This window comes from Dermacoccus sp. PAMC28757 (assembly GCF_014302635.1).
GTDB classification, from domain to species: Bacteria; Actinomycetota; Actinomycetes; order Actinomycetales; family Dermatophilaceae; genus Dermacoccus; species Dermacoccus abyssi.
The window spans coordinates 274,161-294,896 of record NZ_CP060292.1; the positions used below are offsets into that span (position 1 = coordinate 274,161).

At 68.3% G+C, this 20,736-nt stretch carries 21 protein-coding genes and 1 tRNA gene; 10 read left to right on the forward strand and 12 right to left on the reverse strand.

Features of this window, described 5'->3' with window-relative positions; translation table 11 throughout:
• Position 1: 1 nt before the first annotated feature.
• Together epsC and cysK are read right to left on the reverse strand one after the other, a co-directional pair.
• Positions 2 to 553, reverse strand: coding sequence for a serine O-acetyltransferase EpsC (gene epsC, locus H7F30_RS01260; protein ID WP_187037782.1), 552 nt, complete (start codon positions 551 to 553; stop codon positions 2 to 4).
• Positions 554 to 688: 135 nt separating this feature from the next.
• Positions 689 to 1,618, reverse strand: a complete 930-nt coding sequence (gene cysK / locus H7F30_RS01265) for a cysteine synthase A (protein ID WP_047310608.1) — start codon at positions 1,616 to 1,618, stop codon at positions 689 to 691.
• A gap of 196 nt (positions 1,619 to 1,814) precedes the next feature.
• On the opposite strand from cysK, the gene H7F30_RS01270 reads away from it, so the two are divergent.
• The 4 genes from H7F30_RS01270 to H7F30_RS01285 all read left to right on the forward strand — a co-directional run bounded on the left by H7F30_RS01270 (position 1,815) and on the right by H7F30_RS01285 (position 6,527).
• Positions 1,815 to 4,139 carry a (Fe-S)-binding protein gene (locus H7F30_RS01270; RefSeq protein ID WP_187036219.1) on the forward strand — a complete coding sequence of 775 codons (2,325 nt, stop codon included), beginning with the start codon at positions 1,815 to 1,817 and terminating at the stop codon, positions 4,137 to 4,139.
• A 188-nt stretch (positions 4,140 to 4,327) separates the two neighbouring features.
• Entirely contained in the window at positions 4,328 to 4,690 is a 363-nt protein-coding gene (locus H7F30_RS01275; protein WP_047310610.1) for a hypothetical protein, read from the forward strand.
• The gene (locus tag H7F30_RS01280; RefSeq protein ID WP_187036220.1) at positions 4,687 to 5,073 is read left to right on the forward strand and encodes a hypothetical protein; all 387 of its coding nucleotides are present in this window, start codon (positions 4,687 to 4,689) and stop codon (positions 5,071 to 5,073) included. The genes H7F30_RS01275 and H7F30_RS01280 overlap by 4 nt, the downstream gene beginning before the upstream one ends.
• The gene (locus tag H7F30_RS01285; protein WP_187036221.1) at positions 5,070 to 6,527 is read left to right on the forward strand and encodes a hypothetical protein; all 1,458 of its coding nucleotides are present in this window, start codon (positions 5,070 to 5,072) and stop codon (positions 6,525 to 6,527) included. The genes H7F30_RS01280 and H7F30_RS01285 overlap by 4 nt, the downstream gene beginning before the upstream one ends.
• Here H7F30_RS01285 and H7F30_RS01290 read toward each other — a convergent pair.
• Together H7F30_RS01290 and dcd are read right to left on the reverse strand one after the other, a co-directional pair.
• Positions 6,485 to 7,396, reverse strand: a complete 912-nt coding sequence (locus H7F30_RS01290; protein WP_129666494.1) for a dienelactone hydrolase family protein — start codon at positions 7,394 to 7,396, stop codon at positions 6,485 to 6,487. The two genes, H7F30_RS01285 and H7F30_RS01290, sit on opposite strands and share 43 nt — an antisense overlap.
• Positions 7,397 to 7,399: 3 nt before the next feature.
• A complete protein-coding gene (dcd, locus tag H7F30_RS01295; protein ID WP_047310613.1) occupies positions 7,400 to 7,975 on the reverse strand; it encodes a dCTP deaminase in 576 nt (191 codons plus the stop codon).
• Between the two features lie 150 nt (positions 7,976 to 8,125).
• Between dcd and H7F30_RS01300 the strand changes: the two genes are divergently transcribed.
• A tRNA-Gly gene (locus H7F30_RS01300) sits at positions 8,126 to 8,199 on the forward strand.
• Here the strand turns inward: H7F30_RS01300 and H7F30_RS01305 are convergent.
• A complete protein-coding gene (locus H7F30_RS01305) occupies positions 8,200 to 8,718 on the reverse strand; it encodes a Fur family transcriptional regulator (protein ID WP_255464916.1) in 519 nt (172 codons plus the stop codon).
• Positions 8,719 to 8,828: 110 nt separating this feature from the next.
• Between H7F30_RS01305 and H7F30_RS01310 the strand changes: the two genes are divergently transcribed.
• Entirely contained in the window at positions 8,829 to 10,676 is a 1,848-nt protein-coding gene (locus H7F30_RS01310; protein WP_187036223.1) for an acyl-CoA dehydrogenase, read from the forward strand.
• A 68-nt stretch (positions 10,677 to 10,744) separates the two neighbouring features.
• Here the strand turns inward: H7F30_RS01310 and H7F30_RS01315 are convergent, their stop codons facing one another.
• Together H7F30_RS01315 and H7F30_RS01320 are read right to left on the reverse strand one after the other, a co-directional pair.
• Positions 10,745 to 11,290, reverse strand: a complete 546-nt coding sequence (locus H7F30_RS01315) for a GNAT family N-acetyltransferase (RefSeq protein ID WP_129666490.1) — start codon at positions 11,288 to 11,290, stop codon at positions 10,745 to 10,747.
• 28 nt (positions 11,291 to 11,318) lie between these two features.
• Positions 11,319 to 11,573: a D-alanyl-D-alanine carboxypeptidase family protein gene (locus H7F30_RS01320; protein ID WP_187036224.1), complete on the reverse strand. Its 255-nt coding sequence runs from the start codon at positions 11,571 to 11,573 to the stop codon at positions 11,319 to 11,321.
• Between the two features lie 724 nt (positions 11,574 to 12,297).
• Between H7F30_RS01320 and H7F30_RS01325 the strand changes: the two genes are divergently transcribed.
• On the forward strand, positions 12,298 to 12,675 hold the full coding sequence (locus H7F30_RS01325; RefSeq protein ID WP_052946808.1) for a hypothetical protein: 378 nt from the start codon (positions 12,298 to 12,300) through the stop codon (positions 12,673 to 12,675).
• Positions 12,676 to 12,745: 70 nt separating this feature from the next.
• Here the strand turns inward: H7F30_RS01325 and H7F30_RS01330 are convergent, their stop codons facing one another.
• From H7F30_RS01330 to aroQ, 3 genes are read right to left on the reverse strand one after another with little or no spacing between them, the layout of a single operon-like run.
• A complete protein-coding gene (locus H7F30_RS01330; RefSeq protein ID WP_187036226.1) occupies positions 12,746 to 13,945 on the reverse strand; it encodes an acetate/propionate family kinase in 1,200 nt (399 codons plus the stop codon).
• The gene (gene pta, locus H7F30_RS01335; protein WP_187036227.1) at positions 13,942 to 16,017 is read right to left on the reverse strand and encodes a phosphate acetyltransferase; all 2,076 of its coding nucleotides are present in this window, start codon (positions 16,015 to 16,017) and stop codon (positions 13,942 to 13,944) included. The genes H7F30_RS01330 and pta overlap by 4 nt, the downstream gene beginning before the upstream one ends.
• A gap of 27 nt (positions 16,018 to 16,044) precedes the next feature.
• Positions 16,045 to 16,509 carry a type II 3-dehydroquinate dehydratase gene (gene aroQ, locus H7F30_RS01340; protein WP_129666479.1) on the reverse strand — a complete coding sequence of 155 codons (465 nt, stop codon included), beginning with the start codon at positions 16,507 to 16,509 and terminating at the stop codon, positions 16,045 to 16,047.
• A 104-nt stretch (positions 16,510 to 16,613) separates the two neighbouring features.
• On the opposite strand from aroQ, the gene H7F30_RS14830 reads away from it, so the two are divergent.
• On the forward strand, positions 16,614 to 16,775 hold the full coding sequence (locus H7F30_RS14830; protein ID WP_255464917.1) for a hypothetical protein: 162 nt from the start codon (positions 16,614 to 16,616) through the stop codon (positions 16,773 to 16,775).
• Positions 16,738 to 16,971, forward strand: coding sequence for a nuclear transport factor 2 family protein (locus tag H7F30_RS01345; RefSeq protein ID WP_255464918.1), 234 nt, complete (start codon positions 16,738 to 16,740; stop codon positions 16,969 to 16,971). The genes H7F30_RS14830 and H7F30_RS01345 overlap by 38 nt, the downstream gene beginning before the upstream one ends.
• A gap of 36 nt (positions 16,972 to 17,007) precedes the next feature.
• Here the strand turns inward: H7F30_RS01345 and H7F30_RS01350 are convergent, their stop codons facing one another.
• Positions 17,008 to 18,834: an NHL domain-containing thioredoxin family protein gene (locus H7F30_RS01350; protein ID WP_129666475.1), complete on the reverse strand. Its 1,827-nt coding sequence runs from the start codon at positions 18,832 to 18,834 to the stop codon at positions 17,008 to 17,010.
• 215 nt (positions 18,835 to 19,049) lie between these two features.
• Here H7F30_RS01350 and H7F30_RS01355 point away from each other — a divergent pair, with 215 nt between their 5' ends.
• On the forward strand, positions 19,050 to 19,883 hold the full coding sequence (locus tag H7F30_RS01355) for a DUF559 domain-containing protein (RefSeq protein ID WP_165357972.1): 834 nt from the start codon (positions 19,050 to 19,052) through the stop codon (positions 19,881 to 19,883).
• A gap of 28 nt (positions 19,884 to 19,911) precedes the next feature.
• Here H7F30_RS01355 and H7F30_RS01360 read toward each other — a convergent pair whose 3' ends face one another.
• The gene (locus H7F30_RS01360) at positions 19,912 to 20,733 is read right to left on the reverse strand and encodes a carbon-nitrogen family hydrolase (protein WP_187036229.1); all 822 of its coding nucleotides are present in this window, start codon (positions 20,731 to 20,733) and stop codon (positions 19,912 to 19,914) included.
• Between the last annotated feature and the right edge of the window lie 3 nt (positions 20,734 to 20,736).

Genomic DNA, 20,736 nt, shown 5'->3' on the forward strand with positions numbered 1-20,736 from the left:
TTCAGATGTAGAGCGCGGGGTCCGTGAACGGGTCGACGGCAGGCGCCTGGGGCACCCGAACCTTCGCCGGAACACCCACCGCGACGCCCGTGGCCGGGACGTCCTTGACGACGACGGCGTTGGCGCCCACCTGAGCGCCGTTGCCGACGACGACGGGCCCGAGGATGCGGGCACCCGCGCCGACCGTGACGCCGTCACCGAGCGTGGGATGACGCTTGACCTTGGCCAGCGTGCGCCCACCGAGGTTGACCCCGTTGTAGAGCATGCAGTCGTCGCCGACCTCGCTCGTCTCACCGATGACGACGCCCATGCCGTGATCGATGAAGAAGCGGCGACCGATCGTCGCGCCCGGGTGGATCTCGACGCCGGTGACGGCGCGCGTCACCTGCGAGCCGAGGCGCGCGGGCAGCTTCCATCGCCCCCCGCGCTGCCACATGGCGTGTGTGACGCGGTGGCTCCACACGGCGTGCAGACCGGGCGACGCGAGCGCCATCTCGAGGCGCGAGCCGCCCGCGGGGTCGCGCGCCAGCGCAGCGTCGACGTCCTCGGCCATGGTTCGGGCCACGGCCTTGCCTGCGTCACGCACGCGCGTGAGTGGGTTCTTCGCCACCGTTCCTCCTCGTCAGGTCACCAGTGAAGCGACCGGCCTTGAGGGTCAACCCCTCCAAGGCCGGTCGTCTTCCCCACATCAGTCGTCGAGCACGCCCTCGAACAGGATGGTCGACAGGTAGCGCTCACCGAAGCTCGGGATGATGACGACGATCGTCTTGCCCTCGTTCTCGGGACGAGCGGCGACCTGCGAGGCGGCGTAGAGCGCGGCGCCCGAGGAGATACCCGTGAGGAGGCCTTCCTCGGTGGCGGCCTTGCGCGCCCATTCGACGGAGGTGGCGGCGTCGACGTCGATGACCTCGTCGTAGATCTCACGGTTGAGGATCTCGGGCACGAAGTTGGCGCCGAGGCCCTGGATCTTGTGCGGGCCGGCCTGACCACCGTTGAGGATGGCCGACTCGGCCGGCTCGACGGCGATCATCTGCACCTCGGGCTTGCGCTCCTTGAGCACCTCACCGACGCCCGTGATCGTGCCGCCCGTGCCGATGCCCGCGACGACGATGTCGACGGCTCCGTCGGTGTCGCGCCAGATCTCCTCGGCCGTCGTGCGGCGGTGCACCTCGGGGTTGGCCGTGTTGGCGAACTGACGGGCGAGGACGGCGCCCCGCTCCTCGGCGATGGCCTCGGCCTTCGCGACGGCACCCTTCATGCCCTCCGAGCCCGGGGTGAGCACGAGCTCGGCGCCGAAGCCCTTGAGCAGCGCGCGGCGCTCCTTCGACATCGTCTCCGGCATCGCGAGGACGACGTCGTAGCCCTTCGCAGCGCCGACCATGGCGAGCGCGATACCCGTGTTGCCCGAGGTGGCCTCGACGATCGTGCCGCCCGGCTTCAGCTCACCGGAGGCCTCCGCGGCCTCGATGATCGCCTTGCCGATGCGGTCCTTGACGGACGCGCCGGGGTTGTTGAACTCGAGCTTCGCGGCCACCGTGGCGCCCGAGTCGATGATGCGGTTGATCCGCACGAGCGGCGTGTTGCCGATGGCCTGGGTGACGTCGTCGAGGATGGGCATGGGCTGACCTCCGTGTGATCCGAGTGAGCGGGATGATTAGAACTGCTTATGAGCATACCAACGTGTGGTTATCGCGAAACCTTCCCCCGAGAGCTTCACTTCCTTTAGCACACGAGGGCGTTGACTAATTCCCGGGTGACATGTGATGGTGCATCCCAGCAGTTACGCGCCGGTAACGCCGTTTAGACTGAGGCGCATGTCAGCCCTTCAGATCGTCGCCGCAGTGATCTGCGTCGTCATCACCGTCGTGGGCGTCGCGCTGCTGGTGCGAGCGGTCATGCGGATGGCGTCGCTGTTCCGACTCGGCGCCCCCGAAAAGCGCACCGATTCACCGGGTGCCCGCACCGCCACGCTCCTTCGCGAATTCCTCGGCCACACGCGCATGGCGCGCCTGCCGATCGTCGCGATCGCCCACTGGTTCACGATGATCAGCTTCGGCGTGCTGTTCTTCACGCTGGTCAACGCCTACGGCCAGATCTTCGACCCGGCCTACGCCCTGCCGCTCATCGGCCACTTCCCGCCGTACGAGTGGCTCACCGAGTTCATGGCGTGGACGGGCTTCGCCGGCATCCTGTGGCTCATCTGGAACCGCCGCAAGCACCACCCGGCGCGTTCGGCGGGTAAGGACGGACGCAAGTCGCGCTTCTTCGGTTCGACGTTCTGGCAGGCCTACTACGTCGAGTTCACGATCTTCGGCGTCGGCGCCTGCATCCTGACGCTGCGTGCCCTCGAGTACGCCCTCGCCGCAGTCACGGACAACGACCACGCGAGCGCCCTGCACTTCCCGCTCACCTTCTTCCTCGGCATGCCGCTGGAATCGATGGGCCGTGAGGGCATCGAGCAGTTCATCGTCGCCGTCGCCGCCATCAAGATCCTCATCTCGATGGCCTGGATGATCACGATCTCCCTCAACACGACGATGGGTGTCGCCTGGCACCGCTTCCTCGCCTTCTTCAACATCTGGTTCAAGCGCAACGCCGACGGCCGCACGTCGCTCGGCGCGCTGCAGCCGATGAAGGTCGACGGCGAGCCGGTGACGAACGTCGAGGAGCTCGACTTCGACGAGGACACGAGCTTCGGCGTCGGCAAGGTCGAGGACTTCACCTGGAAGGGCCTGCTCGACTTCTCCACCTGCACCGAGTGCGGCCGCTGCCAGAGCCAGTGCCCCGCCTGGAACACCGAGAAGCCGCTGTCGCCCAAGCTGCTCATGATGACGCTGCGCGACCACTCGTCGGCCAAGGCGCCGTTCCTGCAGGCCGCTGCGGCCGGCAAGAGCGCCCCCGCGACGACGGACGGCGAGGCACCCAAGGGTGACTACAGCAACGTCAACCTCCTCGAGACGGCCCTCATCGGCGACACGGGTTACGACATCGAGAACCCGCTGACGGCGTACAACCCGCACGGCCCCGACGCCGTCATCGATCAGGACGTCCTGTGGTCGTGCACCACCTGTGGCGCCTGCGTCGAGCAGTGCCCCGTCGACATCGAGCACGTCGATCACATCGTCGACATGCGTCGCTACCAGACCCTCATCGAGTCCGCGTTCCCGCAGGAGCTCGCCGGTCTGTTCAAGAACCTCGAGAACAAGCAGAACCCCTGGGGCATGTCGGCGCGTGCGCGCCTCGACTGGGCCAAGGGTCTGCCGTTCGACGTCAAGGTCATCGGCTCCGACGTCGAGTCGGCCGACGACGTCGAGTGGCTGTTCTGGGTCGGCTGCGCCGGCGCCTACGAGGACCGCGCGAAGAAGACGACGCGTGCCGTCGCCGAGTTGCTGCACACCGCGGGCGTTGACTTCGCCGTCCTCGGTGACGGCGAGAGCTGCACCGGTGACCCGGCTCGTCGCGCCGGTAACGAGATCCTGTTCCAGATGCTCGCGGGCCAGAACGTCGAGACGCTCAACGACGCGAACGTCAAGAAGATCGTCGTCACCTGCGCACACTGCTTCAACACGATCAAGAACGAGTACCCGCAGATCGGCGGCGAGTTCGAGGTCGTCCACCACACGCAGCTGCTCAACCGCCTCGTGCGCGAGAAGAAGCTGACGCCGGTGGCTGCTCCGGAGGAGTTCGCGAAGCAGCCGAAGGACAAGTCGGGTGCTGCCTCCACGGGCAAGAGCGTCACGTACCACGACCCGTGCTACCTCGGCCGTCACAACAACGTGTACGCGCCGCCGCGTGAGCTCATCGGGGCTCTGCCGGGTGTGGAGTACAAGGAGATGGAACGTTCGGGCATGACCTCGTTCTGCTGCGGCGCCGGTGGCGCGCGCATGTGGATGGAGGAGAAGCTCGGCCAGCGCATCAACGTCAACCGCACGAAGGAAGCCGTCGCAACCGGCGCCGACCGCATCGCCATCGGCTGCCCGTTCTGCCGCGTCATGATGACGGACGGTCTCACCGCCGAGCAGAGCAACGGCGACGCCCGCGAAGAGGTCGAGGTCGTCGACGTCGCCAACATGCTCCTTGCGGCTGTGCGCCGCGGCGAGGAGCAGAAGGAGAACGACGAGGCGGAGCAGACCGTCTGATCGCTCCAGCACGGCTGACATGAGGCGTGGCACCCACCGATTCGGTGGGTGCCACGCCTCGTTGTTGCCGGTGTTCGTTCACAGGAGGTGACGGCTGTGGGCTCCATCACTCGGGCCGGGCGGGCCCTTCCACAGGCCGCTCGAGGCGGCACATGACGAGGCGGTGAGCGCTTCGTAACGTCGCGGGCATGAGCAGCCTCGCAGACGACATCAGGGCCCAGGCGCGGGTGGCCCGTACGGTCGGCACCTCTTTGTCGACGACCGCATCGAACACCCGCACGAAGATCACGACGATGCACTGGAAGTCGACGTCGGCCGACTTCTGCCGTCAGAAGCTGACGGAGTTCACGCGGATCATGGATCAGCGCAGCGCTGACGCACATGCCCTCGCCATCACGATCGATAAGCACGCCGCGAGCGTCGAATCCCGCGTCGACACGCTCGAGACGATCGTCGGGTTGCCCGGCCGTGCGGTGGACGCCGTCACTGGCCCGCCCACGCATTCGCGCCCCATCCCCACCGAGGCCATCCGGGGTGGTGCGGCCCGATGAACGTCGAGACGAGCACCCGCCCGCAGTTGTCGGTGAGGGTGGATGTCGGTGACGAGTCGACGACGCGCACGTGTCACGTCGCAGAGGGAACGTTTGACGTCGGCACGGCGCGCGGAACCTACGAGAGCGTCGCGGTCGAGGAGATCATCGCGCACCTGACGTACGACATCACGGCGGCTGGGCCGGACGCGACGTGCGCCGTGGCGGCCGTCGTCACCGCGGGCGAGGACCTGCACGTCTACGCCCTCGCCGAGCGGTGCGAGGGCACCTGGACCGACCGGCGTCAGCCGCTGGAGCCCGTCCCCACCACCTGGGAGGACGTGCGCAGCGGCATCGTCATGGCCGCCCTCGATCTCCTCGCAGCCGCGGGGGTGTCGTCATGAGAGCGCCCGACGGGTCGTCGTCCGTTTCGTTCAAGGTCCACGGCCCGAGCGCCTCGCACGTCGACGCGAAGCTGTCCGACCTGCGGCTCACCGCCGCAACCTTCCGCACGGTCGCCGACGAGTGTGACGGTCATTTCTCCACCGTCTTCACCATCGAGTGGAACCTGCCCTTCCGCGGCGATGTCCTGTCGCCGGGCACGAGCGCGGCGTGTGCGAAGGCCATCCTCGGCCTGACCATCGGCAAGCAGGGCCTGATGGCCGCGCAGGTGCGCGCCAGCATCATGGCGGCGTTCCTCGACTACTCGGTCAAGACCTACGAGGACGCAGAGCTGATCGCGGGTCAGTTCGTCGACCGGCTAGCCCTCCCCGCCGACCTCGTCATGACCGGCCTGAAGCTCAACCACGTCATCGCGGATGCCATCTCGGGCAAAGACGTCGATCTGGCCACGATCCAACGCGAGGCACCCGATGCCATCGACATGGTTGTCCAGGTCGTCTCCGATGTGCTGCCCGGCCCCTACGCCCAGGACATCACGGCCCTGCACGCCGCCACGATCGTTCTCACAGGCGTCCCGAAACGCGTGGGCACCCGACTGACGTCCGACCCGAACTCGGCGACTAAGGCACCGGAGGTGCGGAGCGTGAGCGAGGCGGCCGGGCGTATCCCGGAGCTCTACAAGAACCCCGAGAACGCCGGGCACATCCAGGTGCAACGCGTCGTCGATCCGACAACGGGTCAGGGGGCGTGGACGCTCATCCTGCCGGGCACCTCGACGTTCGCGCCGAACGGCAAGAACGGTTTCAACGGCAACGGCAACCTCTACGCCGCAGCCGGCCGCCAGAGTCCGGTCGAAGCTGCGGCGCTGACGGCCCTGCGTCAGGCCATGGCGAAGGAAGGCGTGGCAGGCAAGGGCGAGCCGGTCATCGTCCTCGGCCACTCTCAGGGTGGCATGGTGGCCACGAACATGGCGCGCCACCAGGTGAAGGGTGACATCAACATCACGCACGTCGTCACGTACGGCTCGCCGGTGGGACACCTCAAGGTGCCGCACAAGACCTCCGTGCTCAACGTCGAGAACTCGGCCGACCCCGTGCACCGGATCGACGGGCGCGCCAACGGAACCGGTGAACCGAACCGCACCCGGGTCGTGTTCACGGATCCAGGCTCGCTCACCGCGCCGGACGGCTCGACGGACAACTTCGAGGCGCACAGCATGGCGCGCTACAAGGACAACTACCAGGCCATCTCGGAACAGGTCAGGAGCCATCCCGAATCGCAGGTGGCGCAGTACGAGCAATCCACCGAGAAGTTCTTCACCGGCAACGCCCGCACCTACACATTCGATCTCGCAACGGTGGATCCGTCCTCCGAGACGAAGCCCTCACAACCGCCCCAGGGAAAGTCGGAGCCCTACCGTCCGTCGGGCGCGCCGCTCCCGTTGCGCAGTAGGTGATCGATGAGGAACTGCGACGACTCCTTGTGCCAACGCATCGGCCGCCACAGCATGGCGTGCCAGCCCGGCAGATCGACGAACCGTGCGTCGCCACCGGCGGCGGTGATGCGCTCGACGAGATCGGCGGTCGCCGCCGGATCGGTGACGGTGTCCTGGCGTCCGTGGATACCGAGGAACGGCGTCGTGCCGAACGGCTCGGCCTCGTATTCGTCACTCGCCCAGGGCGCGAGACCGACGACGGCCGCGAGGTCATCGCCCTCGTCGCTCGTGGCGAGGTCGAGGGCCACGCGTCCGCCCATCGAGTGGCCGACGACGGCGAGGGGCAGCCCCGGGTATTGGCGGCGCAGCTCACGCAGCGCCCACCGGGCGTCCTGAACGGCCGGCTTCTCGGGCTCGTTCCAACCGCGCACCGCGAGGCGCAGCACGGCTCCCCCGATCCGTCCGTGACTGCGGCGCTCCACGTCGCGGGCGAAGGGGATGACGCGTAGGTAGGCCGGGTCGCCGCGGTACATGGCGATGCTGGCGTTGACCTCCCCGCCGTGGATGAACAGGGCGACGGCCTCGGGATGCTTGGCTCGCGGCAACGACAGCACCGGACTCGCGGTGACCGGCTTGCCGGAGCGCTTCGTCGTCGCGGGCCGATTGGGCGCCTCGACGGTGACGGCTTCGTCGTCGAGGGAGGCAACGTCGTCGTCCACGACCGAGCCGTCGGTGAGCAGGGAGTCGGCCACGTCGTCGAGGGTGTCGGCCACGCGGTCGCCGAACTCACTCTCGTCGACCGTTCGGGCCGGCGCGTCGGGCACCGGTTCGGAGCGCGGCGCTTCCGCAGCGCCCGACGACTTCGCGCTACTCGCCTCGGCGCCCGTCACGGCTCAGACCGTGGTGTGGTGGAAGTTGGCGAAGCTGCGGCTGGCGGTGGGGCCACGCTGGCCCTGATAGTGCGAGCCGTACTGCGCGCTGCCGTAGGGGTGCTCGGCGGGCGAGGTGAGCTGGAAGAAGCACAGCTGGCCGATCTTCATGCCCGGCCACAGCTTGATCGGCAAGGTGGCGACGTTGCTCAACTCGAGGGTCACGTGCCCCGAGAAACCCGGGTCGACGAAGCCGGCGGTCGCGTGCGTGAGCAGACCGAGGCGGCCCAGCGACGACTTTCCTTCGACTCGCGCCGCGACGTCGTCCGGCAGCGTGATCGTCTCGTACGTGGAGCCGAGCACGAACTCGCCGGGGTGAAGGATGAACGGCTCGTCGGGCTCGACCTCGACGAGGCGCGTGAGCTCGGGCTGCTCCTCGGCCGGGTCGATGAAGGGGTACTTGTGGTTGTCGAACAGGCGGAACAACCGGTCGAGACGAACGTCGATGCTCGACGGCTGGATCATCGACGGGTCGAAGGGGTCGAGCACGACCCGCTCGTCGTCGATCTGTCGCTTGATGTCCCGGTCAGAAAGCAGCACGTCTCACACAGTAGTCGACCGTCGTTCCGGGAGCAGGCGCCCGAGGCAGTCTGCTCGAAGAACGGCAACGGATCACTGCGCGGAGGGTCGGCGTGCACGCGTCCCCGCGACCCGCTAAAGTAGCGAAACGCCCCGGAAATCCGGGGCCGTGCGGGCGTAGCTCAATGGTAGAGTGCCAGCTTCCCAAGCTGGACACGCGGGTTCGATTCCCGTCGCCCGCTCCATCACACGTCGTCCTCGTCCGCCTTTCGAGCGGCACATTCGGCGCACACCCCGAGCAATGCCGCGTGTTGCGCGTCCACCGAGAAGCCGGTGAGCTCCCGAATCCGCGCCACGAGTGGCGTGAACTCCTCCACGGCGACATCCGTGAAGCGCTCGCAGCGCACACACTGCAGATGCGCGTGACCGTGCCCGGCGTGACCCGAATGGGCATCTTCAGCGGCATCATCGCCCGCCGCGCACAGCTGCTCGAGGCTCGCGAGGTGGTAGATCGTGGCTCCGCCGGGCACGTGCGTGTGCCGCACGATTCCTCCGTCGACGAGAGCCTGGAGCGAGCGGTAGATCGTCGCCCGGTGCACCCCCGGCTCGAGATCGGCCACCGCCGTCGCGATCGCCTCCGCGTCGAGGTGGCGCGAATCGGCGTCCAACACCTCGATGACGGCACGGCGCCCCGGCGTCAACCGCTCCCCCGCAGCGCGCAGACGCTCCACCGCAGCTTCGACCCGACTCTTCGCTTCGCCCACGCCTCCATCGTCACCCGAGGCCCCGGGACGGGCAAGCGCACCCCGTGTTGCGAGCATTACTCGCGAGTAGCACAATGCAGGAGACCCATTTTTCACGCTGCGGAGGATCCGTGACTCACTACAAGAGCAACGTTCGCGACATCGAGTTCAACCTCTTCGAGGTGTTCAACCGCCAGGACGTCCTGGGCACCGGCATCTACGAAGACGTCGACGAGGACGTGGCCCGCGACATCGTCCACCAGGTGGCGAAGCTCGCCGAGGGCGATCTGAGCGCCAGCCTCGTCGACTCCGACCGCAACCCGCCGGTCTACGACCCGTCGACGAAGTCGGTCACGATGCCCGAGTCGTTCAAGAAGTCCTACTCCGCATACATCGACGCAGGCTGGGGCATGCTCGACGCCCCCGTCGAGCTCGAGGGCATGAAGGTTCCGCCGTCGGTGCGTTGGTCGCTCGCCGAGCTCGTCTGCGGCGCCAACCCGGCCGTCCACATGTTCTCCGCCAGCTACGCGTTCGCCTCCCTCCTGTACTACATGGGTAACGACGAGCAGAAGAAGCTCGCCAAGCACATCGTCGACGGCGCCTGGCACTGCACCATGGTGCTCACCGAGCCCGACGCCGGTTCGGACGTCGGCGCCGGCCGCACCAAGGCCACGCAGAACGACGACGGCACGTGGAACATCACGGGCGTCAAGCGCTTCATCACCTCGGCCGAGTCGGACATGGTCGACAACGTCGTCCACTTCGTCCTGGCCCGCCCCGAGGGCGCAGGCCCCGGCACGAAGGGCCTGTCGCTCTTCATCGTCCCGAAGTACCACGTCGACCTCGAGACCGGTGAGCTCGGCGAGCGCAACGGCGCCTACGTGACGAACGTCGAGGACAAGATGGGCCTCAAGGTCTCCACGACCTGCGAGGTCACCTTCGGTGACGAGCACCCGGCCGTGGGCACGCTGCTCGGCGATGTCCACGACGGCATCGCGCAGATGTTCAAGGTCATCGAGAACGCCCGCATGTTCGTCGGCACGAAGGCCATCGCGACGCTCTCGACCGGTTACCTCAACGCGCTCGAGTACGCCAAGGAGCGCGTCCAGGGTGCCGACATGACGACGCCGGCCAAGGACGCCCCGCGCGTCACGATCACCCACCACCCGGACGTTCGTCGCAGCCTCATGCTGCAGAAGGCGTACGCGGAGGGTCTGCGCTCGCTCGTCGTCTACACGGCGTGCCAGCAGGACATCGTCGACCAGGCGCAGAAGGGCAACCCGGCCGTCGAGCTCGAAGAGGGCACCGAGGCAGAGCTGGCAGCTCGCCTCAACGACCTGCTGCTGCCCATCGTCAAGGGCGTCGGCTCGGAGCGCGCCTGGGTGCTGCTGGGCACCGAGTCGCTGCAGACGTACGGCGGTTCGGGCTTCCTCAAGGAGTACCCCGTCGAGCAGTACGTGCGTGACGCGAAGATCGACACGCTGTACGAAGGCACAACCGCCATTCAGGGCCTCGACTTCTTCTTCCGCAAGATCGTCAAGGACCAGGGCGTCGCACTCGGTGAGCTGCAGAAGCAGATCATGGCCACGATCTCCGAGGCTCCGGCCTCGCTGCAGCGTGAGGCCGGCCTGCTCGGCCAGGCCGCGACCGACCTCAAGGACATGGGCGAGTTCATGTTCGGCGCTGCGATCAACTCGCTCGAGAAGCCGACGGACGCCTACAAGGTCGGCCTGACGTCGACGCGCCTGCTGCTGGCTGCGGGCGACGTCGTCATCGGCTGGCTGCTGCTCAAGGCCGCCGTCGTCGCGCAGGCCCGTCTCGACGCGGGTGACGCCGGCAAGGACGAGGACTTCTACACCGGCAAGGTGGCCGCCGCGCAGTTCTTCGCGCGCACGGTGCTGCCGCGCATGGCGTCGGAGAAGGCCATCACCCTCGCCGAGGACGGCGCCCTCATGGACGTCCCCGAAGCTGCGTTCTGATCCGAACGCTCCACGCGAGTGGCCCGACACCCCCACCCCGGGTGCCGGGCCACTCGGCTTTTCTGCGGCTACTTCGTCCGGTCGGAGGCGAGTAATCCGTACTTGATCGTGTCGGTCCATTCGCCCTTCGACCAGAAGTCCTCGCGCAGGTACGCCTCCCGCGTCATCCCGAGGCGCTCACACAGGCGCGCGGAGGCATCGTTGCGACCGTCCATCTGCGCTTCGAGGCGGTGCAGCGGGAAGTGTGCGAAGACGGCGTCGATGAAGGCCGCCACAGCCTCGGTCGCCAACCCCTTCCCTGCCACCTCCGGGGAGAACACCCACCCGATCTCGGCCCGTTCGTTCGTCTCGTCAAGAAGCCAGATGCCGACGTCACCGACGACGGAGCCTTCGTACTCGACGGCGACGGCCACGGCTCGGGCGTCCGTGTCGAGCCCGATCTGAGTCTTGTGCCGCTCGATCTTCGCGATCACGCCGGCACGGTCGAGCGGCCCCTTGAGCAGATAGCGGGCCACGCCGGGGCGCGCGTGATAGTCGAGCAGGTCGTCGACGTCGTTGTCGGTGAACGGACGAAGGGTCGTGCGCGCGGTAGCGATCGGCAGGGGAAGCGGCATGGAGCCCAGGCTAGCGAGCGTTTCGAACTCAGCCGATCCAGTTGTAGTGCCAGTACTCGGGGTTCGTTCCGTTCTTGTCCAGGTGCTCGGGGCGGTCCCACCCGTAGGCCTTGCCGTTCAGGGTGAGCCATGTATCGGCCGTGCTCCCGAACTCGAACGGAGACTTACTGCGCCCTTCAGCCAGCGCGCTCGTGTTACCGAGGAGATCCATCGCTCGCCCGTAGCCGTGGTTGGACGTGCCCGGGTTGGCCGCGCGTGGGAAACCGTAGACCTTCGCGTACATGTTCTGCCTGGGCGTATTTCGCACTCGGGCACCACCGGGTGTCGCCCATCGCGTATCCCGTGCCCTTCTCCGTCAGGATCGCCGCACCACCGCACCGCGTGGTCGGCAGCCCCTTGGGCCACCCGTGGGCATACATGCCGTCCCAGGCGAACTTCGTCGTGCCGGGCACCCGCGTGTTCGGCTTGAACGACGCCGGCACCACGGCCTTCGCACCTGAGTTGGCCACCGTCACCCAGCCGCCGGCGAAGGGATGAACGGTGCCTCCGCCGACTCGCGTCCAGGCCTTCACCGCGGACGACGACGCCGTCGCGCTCCCAACCATCTGTCGAACGGCGGGATTCGAGACGTAGTAGTCGTAGACCCGTGACTCGACCCCGTGGATCGGGGCGGAGGCCGAGGCGCGCATGAGCGCGCCCCGGTACGCGTGGTTCGGCGAGTCGAACCGCTGCCAGAGACCCTTCGCGTCCGACATCTGAGGGCTCACCGGCCAGCCGGTGTTCGGATGCGCCTTGCAGTACTCCGCAAAGCCGCGAGCACCACACCACCCATCGTCGGAATCGGCCGTCCCGAAGCGTCCACGGCGATCAGGGCGAGGCCCCTCTCGAAGTGTTGCGCATAACCACCACCGGCTCGGTACCACCGTTGCTCGGTGCTCGTCGGCTTGCCCAGGGCTTCGATGTCGGTGACGGTGGCGACGTGCGGACCCACGGGGATCGGCGCCGGGGTGGGCGAGGTGCTCGTCGGCTCCGTAGGCGTCGGCGTGGGCGGTGACGAAGTCGTGCTGCTGCTCGTCGCCGGGGAGGACGCCGAGGGTTCGGACGACGACGGTGTGGGCGTCGGCGGTGTGCTCGAAGCGTTACCGGGCACCGTCGTGGTGGGCTCGGCGCCGGGTACCACCTGCGGTGCCGAGGGCGACGTGGATGCGACGGTTCCGGCTCCCGGCGACGGATGGGGTTCCGCACCCGCCGCGCCGACTCCCCACGCGGCGAACGGCGCCGCGACCGCGCCCGACAGAACGGTCGAGAAGATCGATCGAATCTTCATGTGCGCCCCTGGTACTGCGTTCCCTTGTGCGACGTCAAGGCTAGGAGAGGCGGGGTGACGTCGGGGCGGAGGATAGGTGAAAATTCGCTGACATCGCTGTGCACGACTCCGGTCGGGCACTACGGTGCTCAGTCGATGACGGCCACGGTGTGCTGAGCGATGGCGAGTTCCTCGTTCGTCGGCACGACGCAGACGGCCACCTTCGAGGCGGGAGTCGAGACGACGCGCGGGTTGTCGCTGCGCACCTCGTTCGCGGCCTCGCCGAGCTCGACGCCGAGCCATGCGAGACGCTCGCAGACGGCGGCCCGGACCGCGGCGTTGTTCTCGCCGACGCCGGCGGTGAACGTCACGGCGTCGACGCCACCGAGAACCGATGTGTAGGCGCCGATGTACTTGACGAGGCGGTGCACGTAAACGTCGAACGCGAGCGTCGCCGTCTCGTCACCCGCCTCGACGCGCTCCATGAGGTCGCGGAAGTCGGTCGCACCGGCCATGCCGAGGATGCCCGAGCCCCTGTTGAGGAGGGTGTCGATCTCGTCGACGCCGAGCCCCGCGACGCGGTTGAGGTGCAACACGGCACCGGGGTCGATGTCGCCGCCGCGCGTGCCCATGACGAGGCCCTCCAGCGGCGTCACACCCATCGACGTCTCCACGGCACGACCGCCGTCGATGGCCGACATCGAGGCACCGTTGCCGAGGTGGCAGACGATCTGCTTGAGGGAGGCCGGATCGGCGCCGAGCAGTTCCGGCACCCGCGCCGACACGTACTCGTGTGACGTGCCGTGGAAGCCGTACCGACGCAGGGCGTGCTCCTTGGCGAGCGCGGCGTCGATGGCGTAGGTGTACGCCGCGGGCGGTAGCGTCGCGAAGAAGCCGGTGTCGAACACGGCGACGTGGGCGTGGTCGGGAAGGATGCGCTGTGCCGCCTCGATTCCCGTCGCGTTCGCGGGGTTGTGCAGCGGCGCGAGGGTGCCGAGGCGCTTGATCTCGGCGAGCACCCGCTCGTCGACGAGCACGGGGTCGGAGAAGTTTCGCCCGCCGTGGACGACGCGGTGACCGACGGCGACGACGCCCGCGTCCGCCAGTGCGAGACCGGTCTCGCTCATGACGTCCGTCATCTGCTCGAGCGCGACGGCGTGGTCGGCGATCGCCACCTCGCGGTGGGTCTTCTCTCCGTCGTACTCGTGCGTGATCGTCGCGTTGTCGTGCCCGATCCGCTCGATCAGACCCTTGACGAGGTGCTCGCCGGTGGTGGGGTCGACGATCTGGTACTTGAGCGAACTGGATCCGGCGTTGAGAACGAGGACGTTGCCGTCGCGCTGGGTCATCGTGCTTCCTTCTGCGCCTGGACGGCGGTGATGGCGATCGTGTTGACGATGTCCTCGACGAGCGCACCACGCGACAGGTCGTTGACCGGCTTGTTGAGCCCCTGCAACACCGGTCCGATGGCAACGGCGCCCGCGGAGCGCTGCACGGCCTTGTACGTGTTGTTGCCCGTGTTGAGGTCGGGGAAGACGAGCACCGTCGCGCGTCCGGCCACCGGCGAGTCGGGCATCTTCGAGCGCGCGACGCTCGGTTCGACGGCCGCGTCGTACTGGATCGGCCCGTCGACGAGCAGCTTAGGCGCCCGCTCGCGCACGAGTTCTGTTGCGCTGCGTACCTTCTCGACGTCGGCACCGCTGCCGGACGTGCCGGTGGAGTAGGACAGCATCGCAACGCGCGGATCGACGCCGAACGCCTCGGCGGTACGCGCCGAACTGATGGCGATGTCGGCGAGTTCCTCGGCGCTCGGGTCGGGGTTGACCGCGCAGTCGCCGTAGACGAGCACGCGATCGGCGAGCGCCATAAGGAAGACGCTCGAGACGATCTTCGCGTCCGGAGCCGTCTTGATGATCTCGAAGCTCGGCTTGATCGTGTGCGCCGTCGTGTGCGCGGCACCCGAGACCATGCCGTCGGCGAGCCCGAGGTGCACCATCATGGTGCCGAAGTACGACACGTCCTGAACGATCTCGCGGGCCTTCTCGAGCTCCAGCCCCTTGTGCTTGCGAAGCTCCGCGTACTCGGTGGCGAACTTCTCGACGAGTTCCTCGTCCTGCGGCGAAACGATGCGCGCCCCGCGGATGTCCAGGCCCTTGCTGCTCGCGAGGCCGCGCACCCGGTTCTCGTCGCCGAGGATCGTGAGGTCGGCGATGCCGGCGCGCAGCACCTCGTCGGCGGCCTGCAGGATGCGGATGTCGTCACCCTCGGGCAGCACGATGTGCTTGCGGTCGCCGCGCGCGCGGTCGAGCAGGCGGTGGCCGAACATGAGCGGCGTGACGACGGCCGCCTCGTCGACCTCGATCGCGGTGAGCAGTCGCTCGGCGTCGATCGACTCGCTGAACACGCGCAGCGCCGTCTGCTTCTTCGCGAGGCTCCCCGAGGACAGGGCACTGCGCGTGCCCGCGAGCGCCGCCGTCGTCTCGAAGGTACCGTCGTTCGTCACGAGGATCGGCACGTCGAGCTCGGTGCCGTCGAGCAGTTGCTGGACGCTCTCGGGCGGGCGGTAGCCGCCGGTCAGGACGACCGAGGCGAGGCCCGGGAAGGTGCCCGACTGGTGGGCGAGCACGAGGCCGGGCAACACGTCGTAGCGGTCACCGGGAGCGATGACGGTGACGTCCTCGACGAGGCGCGTCAGCACGTTGGGCAGCGACATGGCGGCGACGACGAACCCACGCGACTCGCGCTGCAGCCACTCGGGGTTGCCGCGCCACAGCGTCGCGTCGCACGCGTCCGCGAGCGCCTGGATCGTCGGCGCGACGAGCAGGGGCACCTCGGGCACGACGCCGGCGACGGGCACGCTCTCGGTCTCGGGGTCCTGCGCCAGCGCGGCGCGGATGGCGTCGGTGTCACCGCTCGTGGCGCGGTTGACGACGAGCGCCACGGGCACCGCGTGCTGGGCGCGAAGCTGCGCGCAACCCATGACGGCGACCTGCTCGATCTCCTCGGGCGTGCGCTCGCGCCCGTGGACGACGAGAACGACCGGTGCACCGAGGTTCGCGGCGATCTTCGCGTTGAACTCGGCCTCCCGGCCGGTGGAGACGTCGGCGAAGTCGCTGCCGAGGGCGAGCACGACGTCGGCGTTCTGGGCGACGGCGTCCCGACGCTGCAGGATCGTGCCGAGTGCGGCCTGCTCGTCGTCGTGCAGGGCGTCGTACGTGACGCCGATGGCGTCCTCGTAGCTCTGGTCGACGGCCGGGTGCGACAGGAGGAGGTCGACGACCTTGTCCCTGCGCGCGGCCGTGACCGGCCGGAAGACGGCGATGCGACCCGCTTGGCGGGAGAGGAGGTCGAGGAGGCCGTAGGCGACGGTCGACTTACCCGTCTCGCCTTCGGCCGAGGTCACAAAGACGGTGCGCGACATGCCTCCACCCTAGCGAGGGCATTCGTCTCAGACCGCGATCTCCCCACCCGGAACGAGGGCATCGAGGCGACGTACCGCGAACTCGTACCCCTGCACACCGCAACCGACGATGACGGCGGCGGCCTTGTCGCTCAGGTACGAGTGGTGGCGGAACGGCTCGCGCGCGTGGACGTTCGAGATGTGCACCTCGACGAACGGTGCCTCCAGGTTCGCGAGGGCGTCTCGGATGGCCACGCTCGTGTGCGTGTACGCGCCTGCGTTGATGACGACGCCGACGCTCGTGCGGCGGATGCGCTGGATCTCGTCGACGAGGGCACCCTCGTGGTTGCTCTGGAAGCACTCGACGTCGAACCCGAGCTCGCCGCCCGTGCGGCGAGCCAGCTCCTCGACGTCACCGAGGGTGTCGGCCCCGTAGATGTGGGGCTCACGCTCGCCGAGCAGGTTGAGGTTCGGGCCGTTGAGGACGTGAAGGGTGCCGCGCGCCGAAGTCATGCGCCCATCTTGCCGTTCGCGCGGCGCGTGCGAAACCCACGGCTCACGGACTCGGCCCCTATCGTGTGTCGCACCGAACCCGACAGCGCACGGAGGCACCGGCCATGAGTGAAGCCAAGAAGGCCCACATCCACCGCTACTACGAGGCCGTCGACGCCGCCGACGTCGAGGGAGTGCTCGACATCTTCACGCCGGATGCCACCTACCGCCCCCGGCTACCCCGACATGGTGGGCGCCGACGCGCTGCGTGCCTTCTACGAGGGTGAGCGCGTCATCGAGAGCGGGCGCCACAGCGTCCACACGCTCGTGCTCGAGGGCGACGAGGGCTTCGTCGGCGGCTCGTTCGAGGGCGTGCTGAAGAACGGCGATCAGGCGTCGCTCGAGTTCGCCGACCTCTTCCGGTTCGTGCCCGACGGCAAGGTCTCCTTCCGCCAGAGCTACTTCTACGCCCCTCTGGTCTGAGCCCGGCGCACGCCCGAGGGCGCTACGGGTCCGCGCTCAGACTCCGCGCAGGTCGAGTGTCAGCGTCGACGGCGCTCCGTCGACGACGATGACGGGGATGCCCCAGTCCTGCTGGTAGAGGTGACACGCGGCGTGCTCGGGCACCTCACCGGTGACCGGATCGCCGTCACAGGCCGCCGCGCGCACACTGACGTGAAGGATCGCCGAGCCGGCGCTCTCGTCGATGACGAGCGACCGCGTGAGTCCCTGACCCTTGCCGGCACCTTCGCGCAGGAACGCCTCCGGCGAACTGCTCACCTGCAGCATCGTCGGGTCACCCCAGCGCATGTCGAGCTTCTGCCCCGCAGGCGGTTCGAACGTGACGACGAGTTCCGCTGCGCCACTCGCGATCTCGGTGACGGGTCGTTGCGTCTGGTGCGCATCGCCGCGCACGTGCTGTGCTTCCTGCGTCAGCGCGACGGGCGTCAGGCGGTGGGCGTTCGCCTCGACGACGAGCAGATGGGCGCGGTCGTCGCCTGTCGCCGGAACGACGATGACGTCGCTCGGCTCCGCGAGGCCGGTCGTGAGCGATGAGACCTCGCCCTTCGCAGGGTCGAAGCGGCGTAGTGCGCCGTTGTAGGTGTCGGCGACGACGACGGAGCCGTCCGGCAGTTCCGCGACGCCGAGCGGGTGCTGGAGGAGCGCTTCGTCGGCCGGTCCGTCGACGTGCCCGAAGTCGAACAAGCCCTGCCCGACGTGGGTCGTCACCTCGAAACCGTCGTCGGTGACGGCAATGCTGCGCAGCGCGGATGTCTCCGAATCGGCGATCCACACGCGCGAACCGTCGGCCGAAGTGGCGAGGCCGCTCGGCTGGGCGAACCAGGCGTCGTGGGCAGCACCGTCGCGGATGCCCTCGTTCGACGTTCCGGCGAGGACGGCAACCGTGTTGTCCGCCGGGTCCTCGGCGAGGTGAAGCACCCACAGCTGATGTGTGCCCGCCATGGCGACGACGACACGGTCGTACCACCACGCGAGGTCCCACGGCGTCGACAACGCCTGCCTGAGCGCCGGCCCGGAGCCTTCGCGCTCGCGCAGCTGTTCCCCCGTTCCGGCGAGGGTGCGCACGCGCCCGTCGCTCAGGCGGATGCCCTTGATCTCGTGGTTGACGCTGTCGGCGACGAGCACGTCGTCACCGGTGCGCTCGGCCGCCTCCGGCGGGAGGACGAGCAGGCCCTGGGGTTCGTTGAAGACGCCCTCACCACCGAAGCGTGCAAGCTCGATCTCGTCGTCGGCCGCGAGGTGGACGACCTCGTGATGCGCGGTGTCGCTCACGACGACGGTGCCGTCGGCGAGGCGCGCCACCTTGCCGGGGAAACGCAGCGCCGTGCTCGGCGCGGGCGGCGGAACGTACGGGCCGCTGCCGGAGCGCAGGGTGCCCTTGGCCTCGTGCTCGACGAGCAGTTCCTCGACGAGCGTCGTGAGGCCGTGGCCGTGACCTTCGCCGGACATCGACGCGACGATGTAGCCCTCCGGGTCGATGACGACGAGCGTCGGCCACGCGCGGGCGGCGTACGCCTGCCACGTCACGAGGTCCGGGTCGTCGAGCACCGGGTGGTGCACGGCGTACCGCTCGACGGCGGCCGCGAGCGCCTCCGGGTCGGCCTCGTGCTCGAACTTCGGCGAGTGCACCCCGACGATGACGAGCTTGTCGCCGAACCTCTCCTCGAGGGGGCGCAGCTCGTCCAGGACGTGGAGGCAGTTGACGCAGCAAAAAGTCCAGAAGTCGAGAACGACGACCTTGCCGCGCAGGTCCGCCAGGCGCACGTCGTCGCCTCCGGTGTTGAGCCAGCCGCGTCCGGTCAGTTCGGGGGCGCGAAGTTTCATGCGAGACACCCTAACGGTCGATGTTTGGGTATCAGCGAGACTGCCCGGTCACGCTGATACTCGAACATTCGCGTTGTCCACAGGGCTCCTGCAGCACTCCACCGGTTTCTTCGACAGTGGGGCGTATGACTCACAGACATCGGGACGTCTCCGCCCTGGGCCGAGAGCTCGCTTCGTCCTCCTACGGCGTCCTGTCGAGGCGACGTCTCGCCCTCGTGGGTGTCGACCGCTTCGATGTGCGCACCCAGATCCGCCTCGGCCGGTGGGAACCCCTCGGGCACCACTCGCTGCGCGTCGTCGACGTGGCATGGAACGACGTCCGCTCGCCCATCGTCGCCGCAGCCTTCGACGCCGCTCCAACAGCCTGGGCAGACGGGGTGAGTGCACTTCTCCTCGCCGGCTTGAGCGGGTGGCGGTCGAACTGCATCGACCTGGCCATGCCCGCCACCGCCTCGGCTCGCTCCACGCCAGAGGTTCGACACCACCGCGTCACCGTCACGCCGTTGCGCTGGCCCCACCCCATACCGCGCGCCCACGAAGCCATCGCAGCCGTGCGCGCGGCGGCGTGGGCCGAGACAGACCGTCAGGCCGCGGCACTTCTGTCCATGAGCGTCCAGCAACGGCTGGTTCACGCACCCCGGATGACGCAGGCGCTGGACCTGCTTCCCAAACTTCGACGCCGCGCTTTCATCCGCGACGTGATTGCGGATATCAGCGGAGGTAGCGAATCGATGGGTGAACTGGACTTTGTCGCCGAATGTCGGCGCCGCGGCCTTCCGATACCTGATCGGCAAGTGCTGGGGCCCGGCCCCCGCGGGCGGATGTACCTCGATGTCGTGTGGGAAGCGGCACGTTTGTGTGTCGAGATAGACGGCGCGCACCACTACGTCGGCGACGTACCCATGGCCGACGCGCTGCGTCAGAACGAGATAGCGATGGGCGGACTCACCGTGATGCGTATCCCTCGGTTGGCCCTACGTGTCAGCCCGGAGCCCTTCTTCGCGCAGATCCAGCGCTATCTCTCCGCTCATGGTTGTGTACGAGCGTGACTCAGGCGTCCCGCTCGTACACAACCATTCACAGGCGTCGGTCGGACAGAACGGGGAAGCTCTCGCGGGCCGCGCGCACCTCGTCCACGTCGATGTCGAGCGTGAGCACGCGCTCACCGCGGCCCGCCTCGGCGAGCACCTCACCGCTCGGGGAGATGACGGCCGAGTTGCCACCCATCTCCGTCTTCGCGTGCGTGCCCGCAGTGTTGCAGGCGATGACGAAGACCTGGTTCTCGATGGCCCGTGCCTGCAGGAGCGTGCGCCAGGCTGCGACGCGGGCCGCCGGCCACGCGGCGGGGATGACGAAGATCTCGGCGCCCTCGTCGACCTGCTTGCGGAACAGCTCCGGGAAGCGCAGGTCGTAACAGGTGGCGAGGCCCACCTTGACGCTGTTGCTGCCGCTTTCGTCCTCCGACGCCGGCTCGTCGAGGTCGAGCACGACGACATCCTCGCCCGCCTCGAGAAGCTTGGGCTCGCCGTTGCCGAACCCGAAGCGGTGGATCTTGCGGTAAGTGCCGACGAGTTCACCGTCGGGGTCGAACACCATCGACGTGTTCCACAGTCCACGCCCCTCGGGGCCGGGTTCGCCCGACTTCTCGATGATCGAACCGGCGTGCACGTACGCCCCGAGGTTCGCAGCGGCCTCGGAGAGCGCCTGCGCGACCGGACCCTCGACGTCCTGGGCCTTGTCGGGCCACGCCGGGTAGTCGAAACCTCCGGCGCTCCACAGCTCGGGCAGCACGACGAGGTCGGCGCCCTCCTGCGACTCGACGAGCGAGGCAACGCGGTGGATGCGCTCGGCCATCGGCTCCGAGTCGGTGTAGGCGAGCTGAATGACGGCGACGCGCATGTT

Bases quoted from the DNA above. Each gene is read 5' to 3' on its own strand.
- epsC (WP_187037782.1), bottom strand. From the start codon at position 553: ATGGCCGAGGACGTCGACGCTGCGCTGGCGCGCGACCCCGCGGGCGGC.
- cysK (WP_047310608.1), bottom strand. From the start codon at position 1,618: ATGCCCATCCTCGACGACGTCACCCAGGCCATCGGCAACACGCCGCTC.
- H7F30_RS01270 (WP_187036219.1), top strand. From the start codon at position 1,815: ATGTCAGCCCTTCAGATCGTCGCCGCAGTGATCTGCGTCGTCATCACC.
- H7F30_RS01275 (WP_047310610.1), top strand. From the start codon at position 4,328: ATGAGCAGCCTCGCAGACGACATCAGGGCCCAGGCGCGGGTGGCCCGT.
- H7F30_RS01280 (WP_187036220.1), top strand. From the start codon at position 4,687: ATGAACGTCGAGACGAGCACCCGCCCGCAGTTGTCGGTGAGGGTGGAT.
- H7F30_RS01285 (WP_187036221.1), top strand. From the start codon at position 5,070: ATGAGAGCGCCCGACGGGTCGTCGTCCGTTTCGTTCAAGGTCCACGGC.
- H7F30_RS01315 (WP_129666490.1), bottom strand. From the start codon at position 11,290: ATGCCGCTTCCCCTGCCGATCGCTACCGCGCGCACGACCCTTCGTCCG.
- H7F30_RS01320 (WP_187036224.1), bottom strand. From the start codon at position 11,573: ATGTACGCGAAGGTCTACGGTTTCCCACGCGCGGCCAACCCGGGCACG.
- H7F30_RS01330 (WP_187036226.1), bottom strand. From the start codon at position 13,945: ATGACCCAGCGCGACGGCAACGTCCTCGTTCTCAACGCCGGATCCAGT.
- pta (WP_187036227.1), bottom strand. From the start codon at position 16,017: ATGTCGCGCACCGTCTTTGTGACCTCGGCCGAAGGCGAGACGGGTAAG.
- aroQ (WP_129666479.1), bottom strand. From the start codon at position 16,509: ATGACTTCGGCGCGCGGCACCCTTCACGTCCTCAACGGCCCGAACCTC.
- H7F30_RS14830 (WP_255464917.1), top strand. From the start codon at position 16,614: ATGAGTGAAGCCAAGAAGGCCCACATCCACCGCTACTACGAGGCCGTC.
- H7F30_RS01350 (WP_129666475.1), bottom strand. From the start codon at position 18,834: ATGAAACTTCGCGCCCCCGAACTGACCGGACGCGGCTGGCTCAACACC.
- H7F30_RS01360 (WP_187036229.1), bottom strand. From the start codon at position 20,733: ATGCGCGTCGCCGTCATTCAGCTCGCCTACACCGACTCGGAGCCGATG.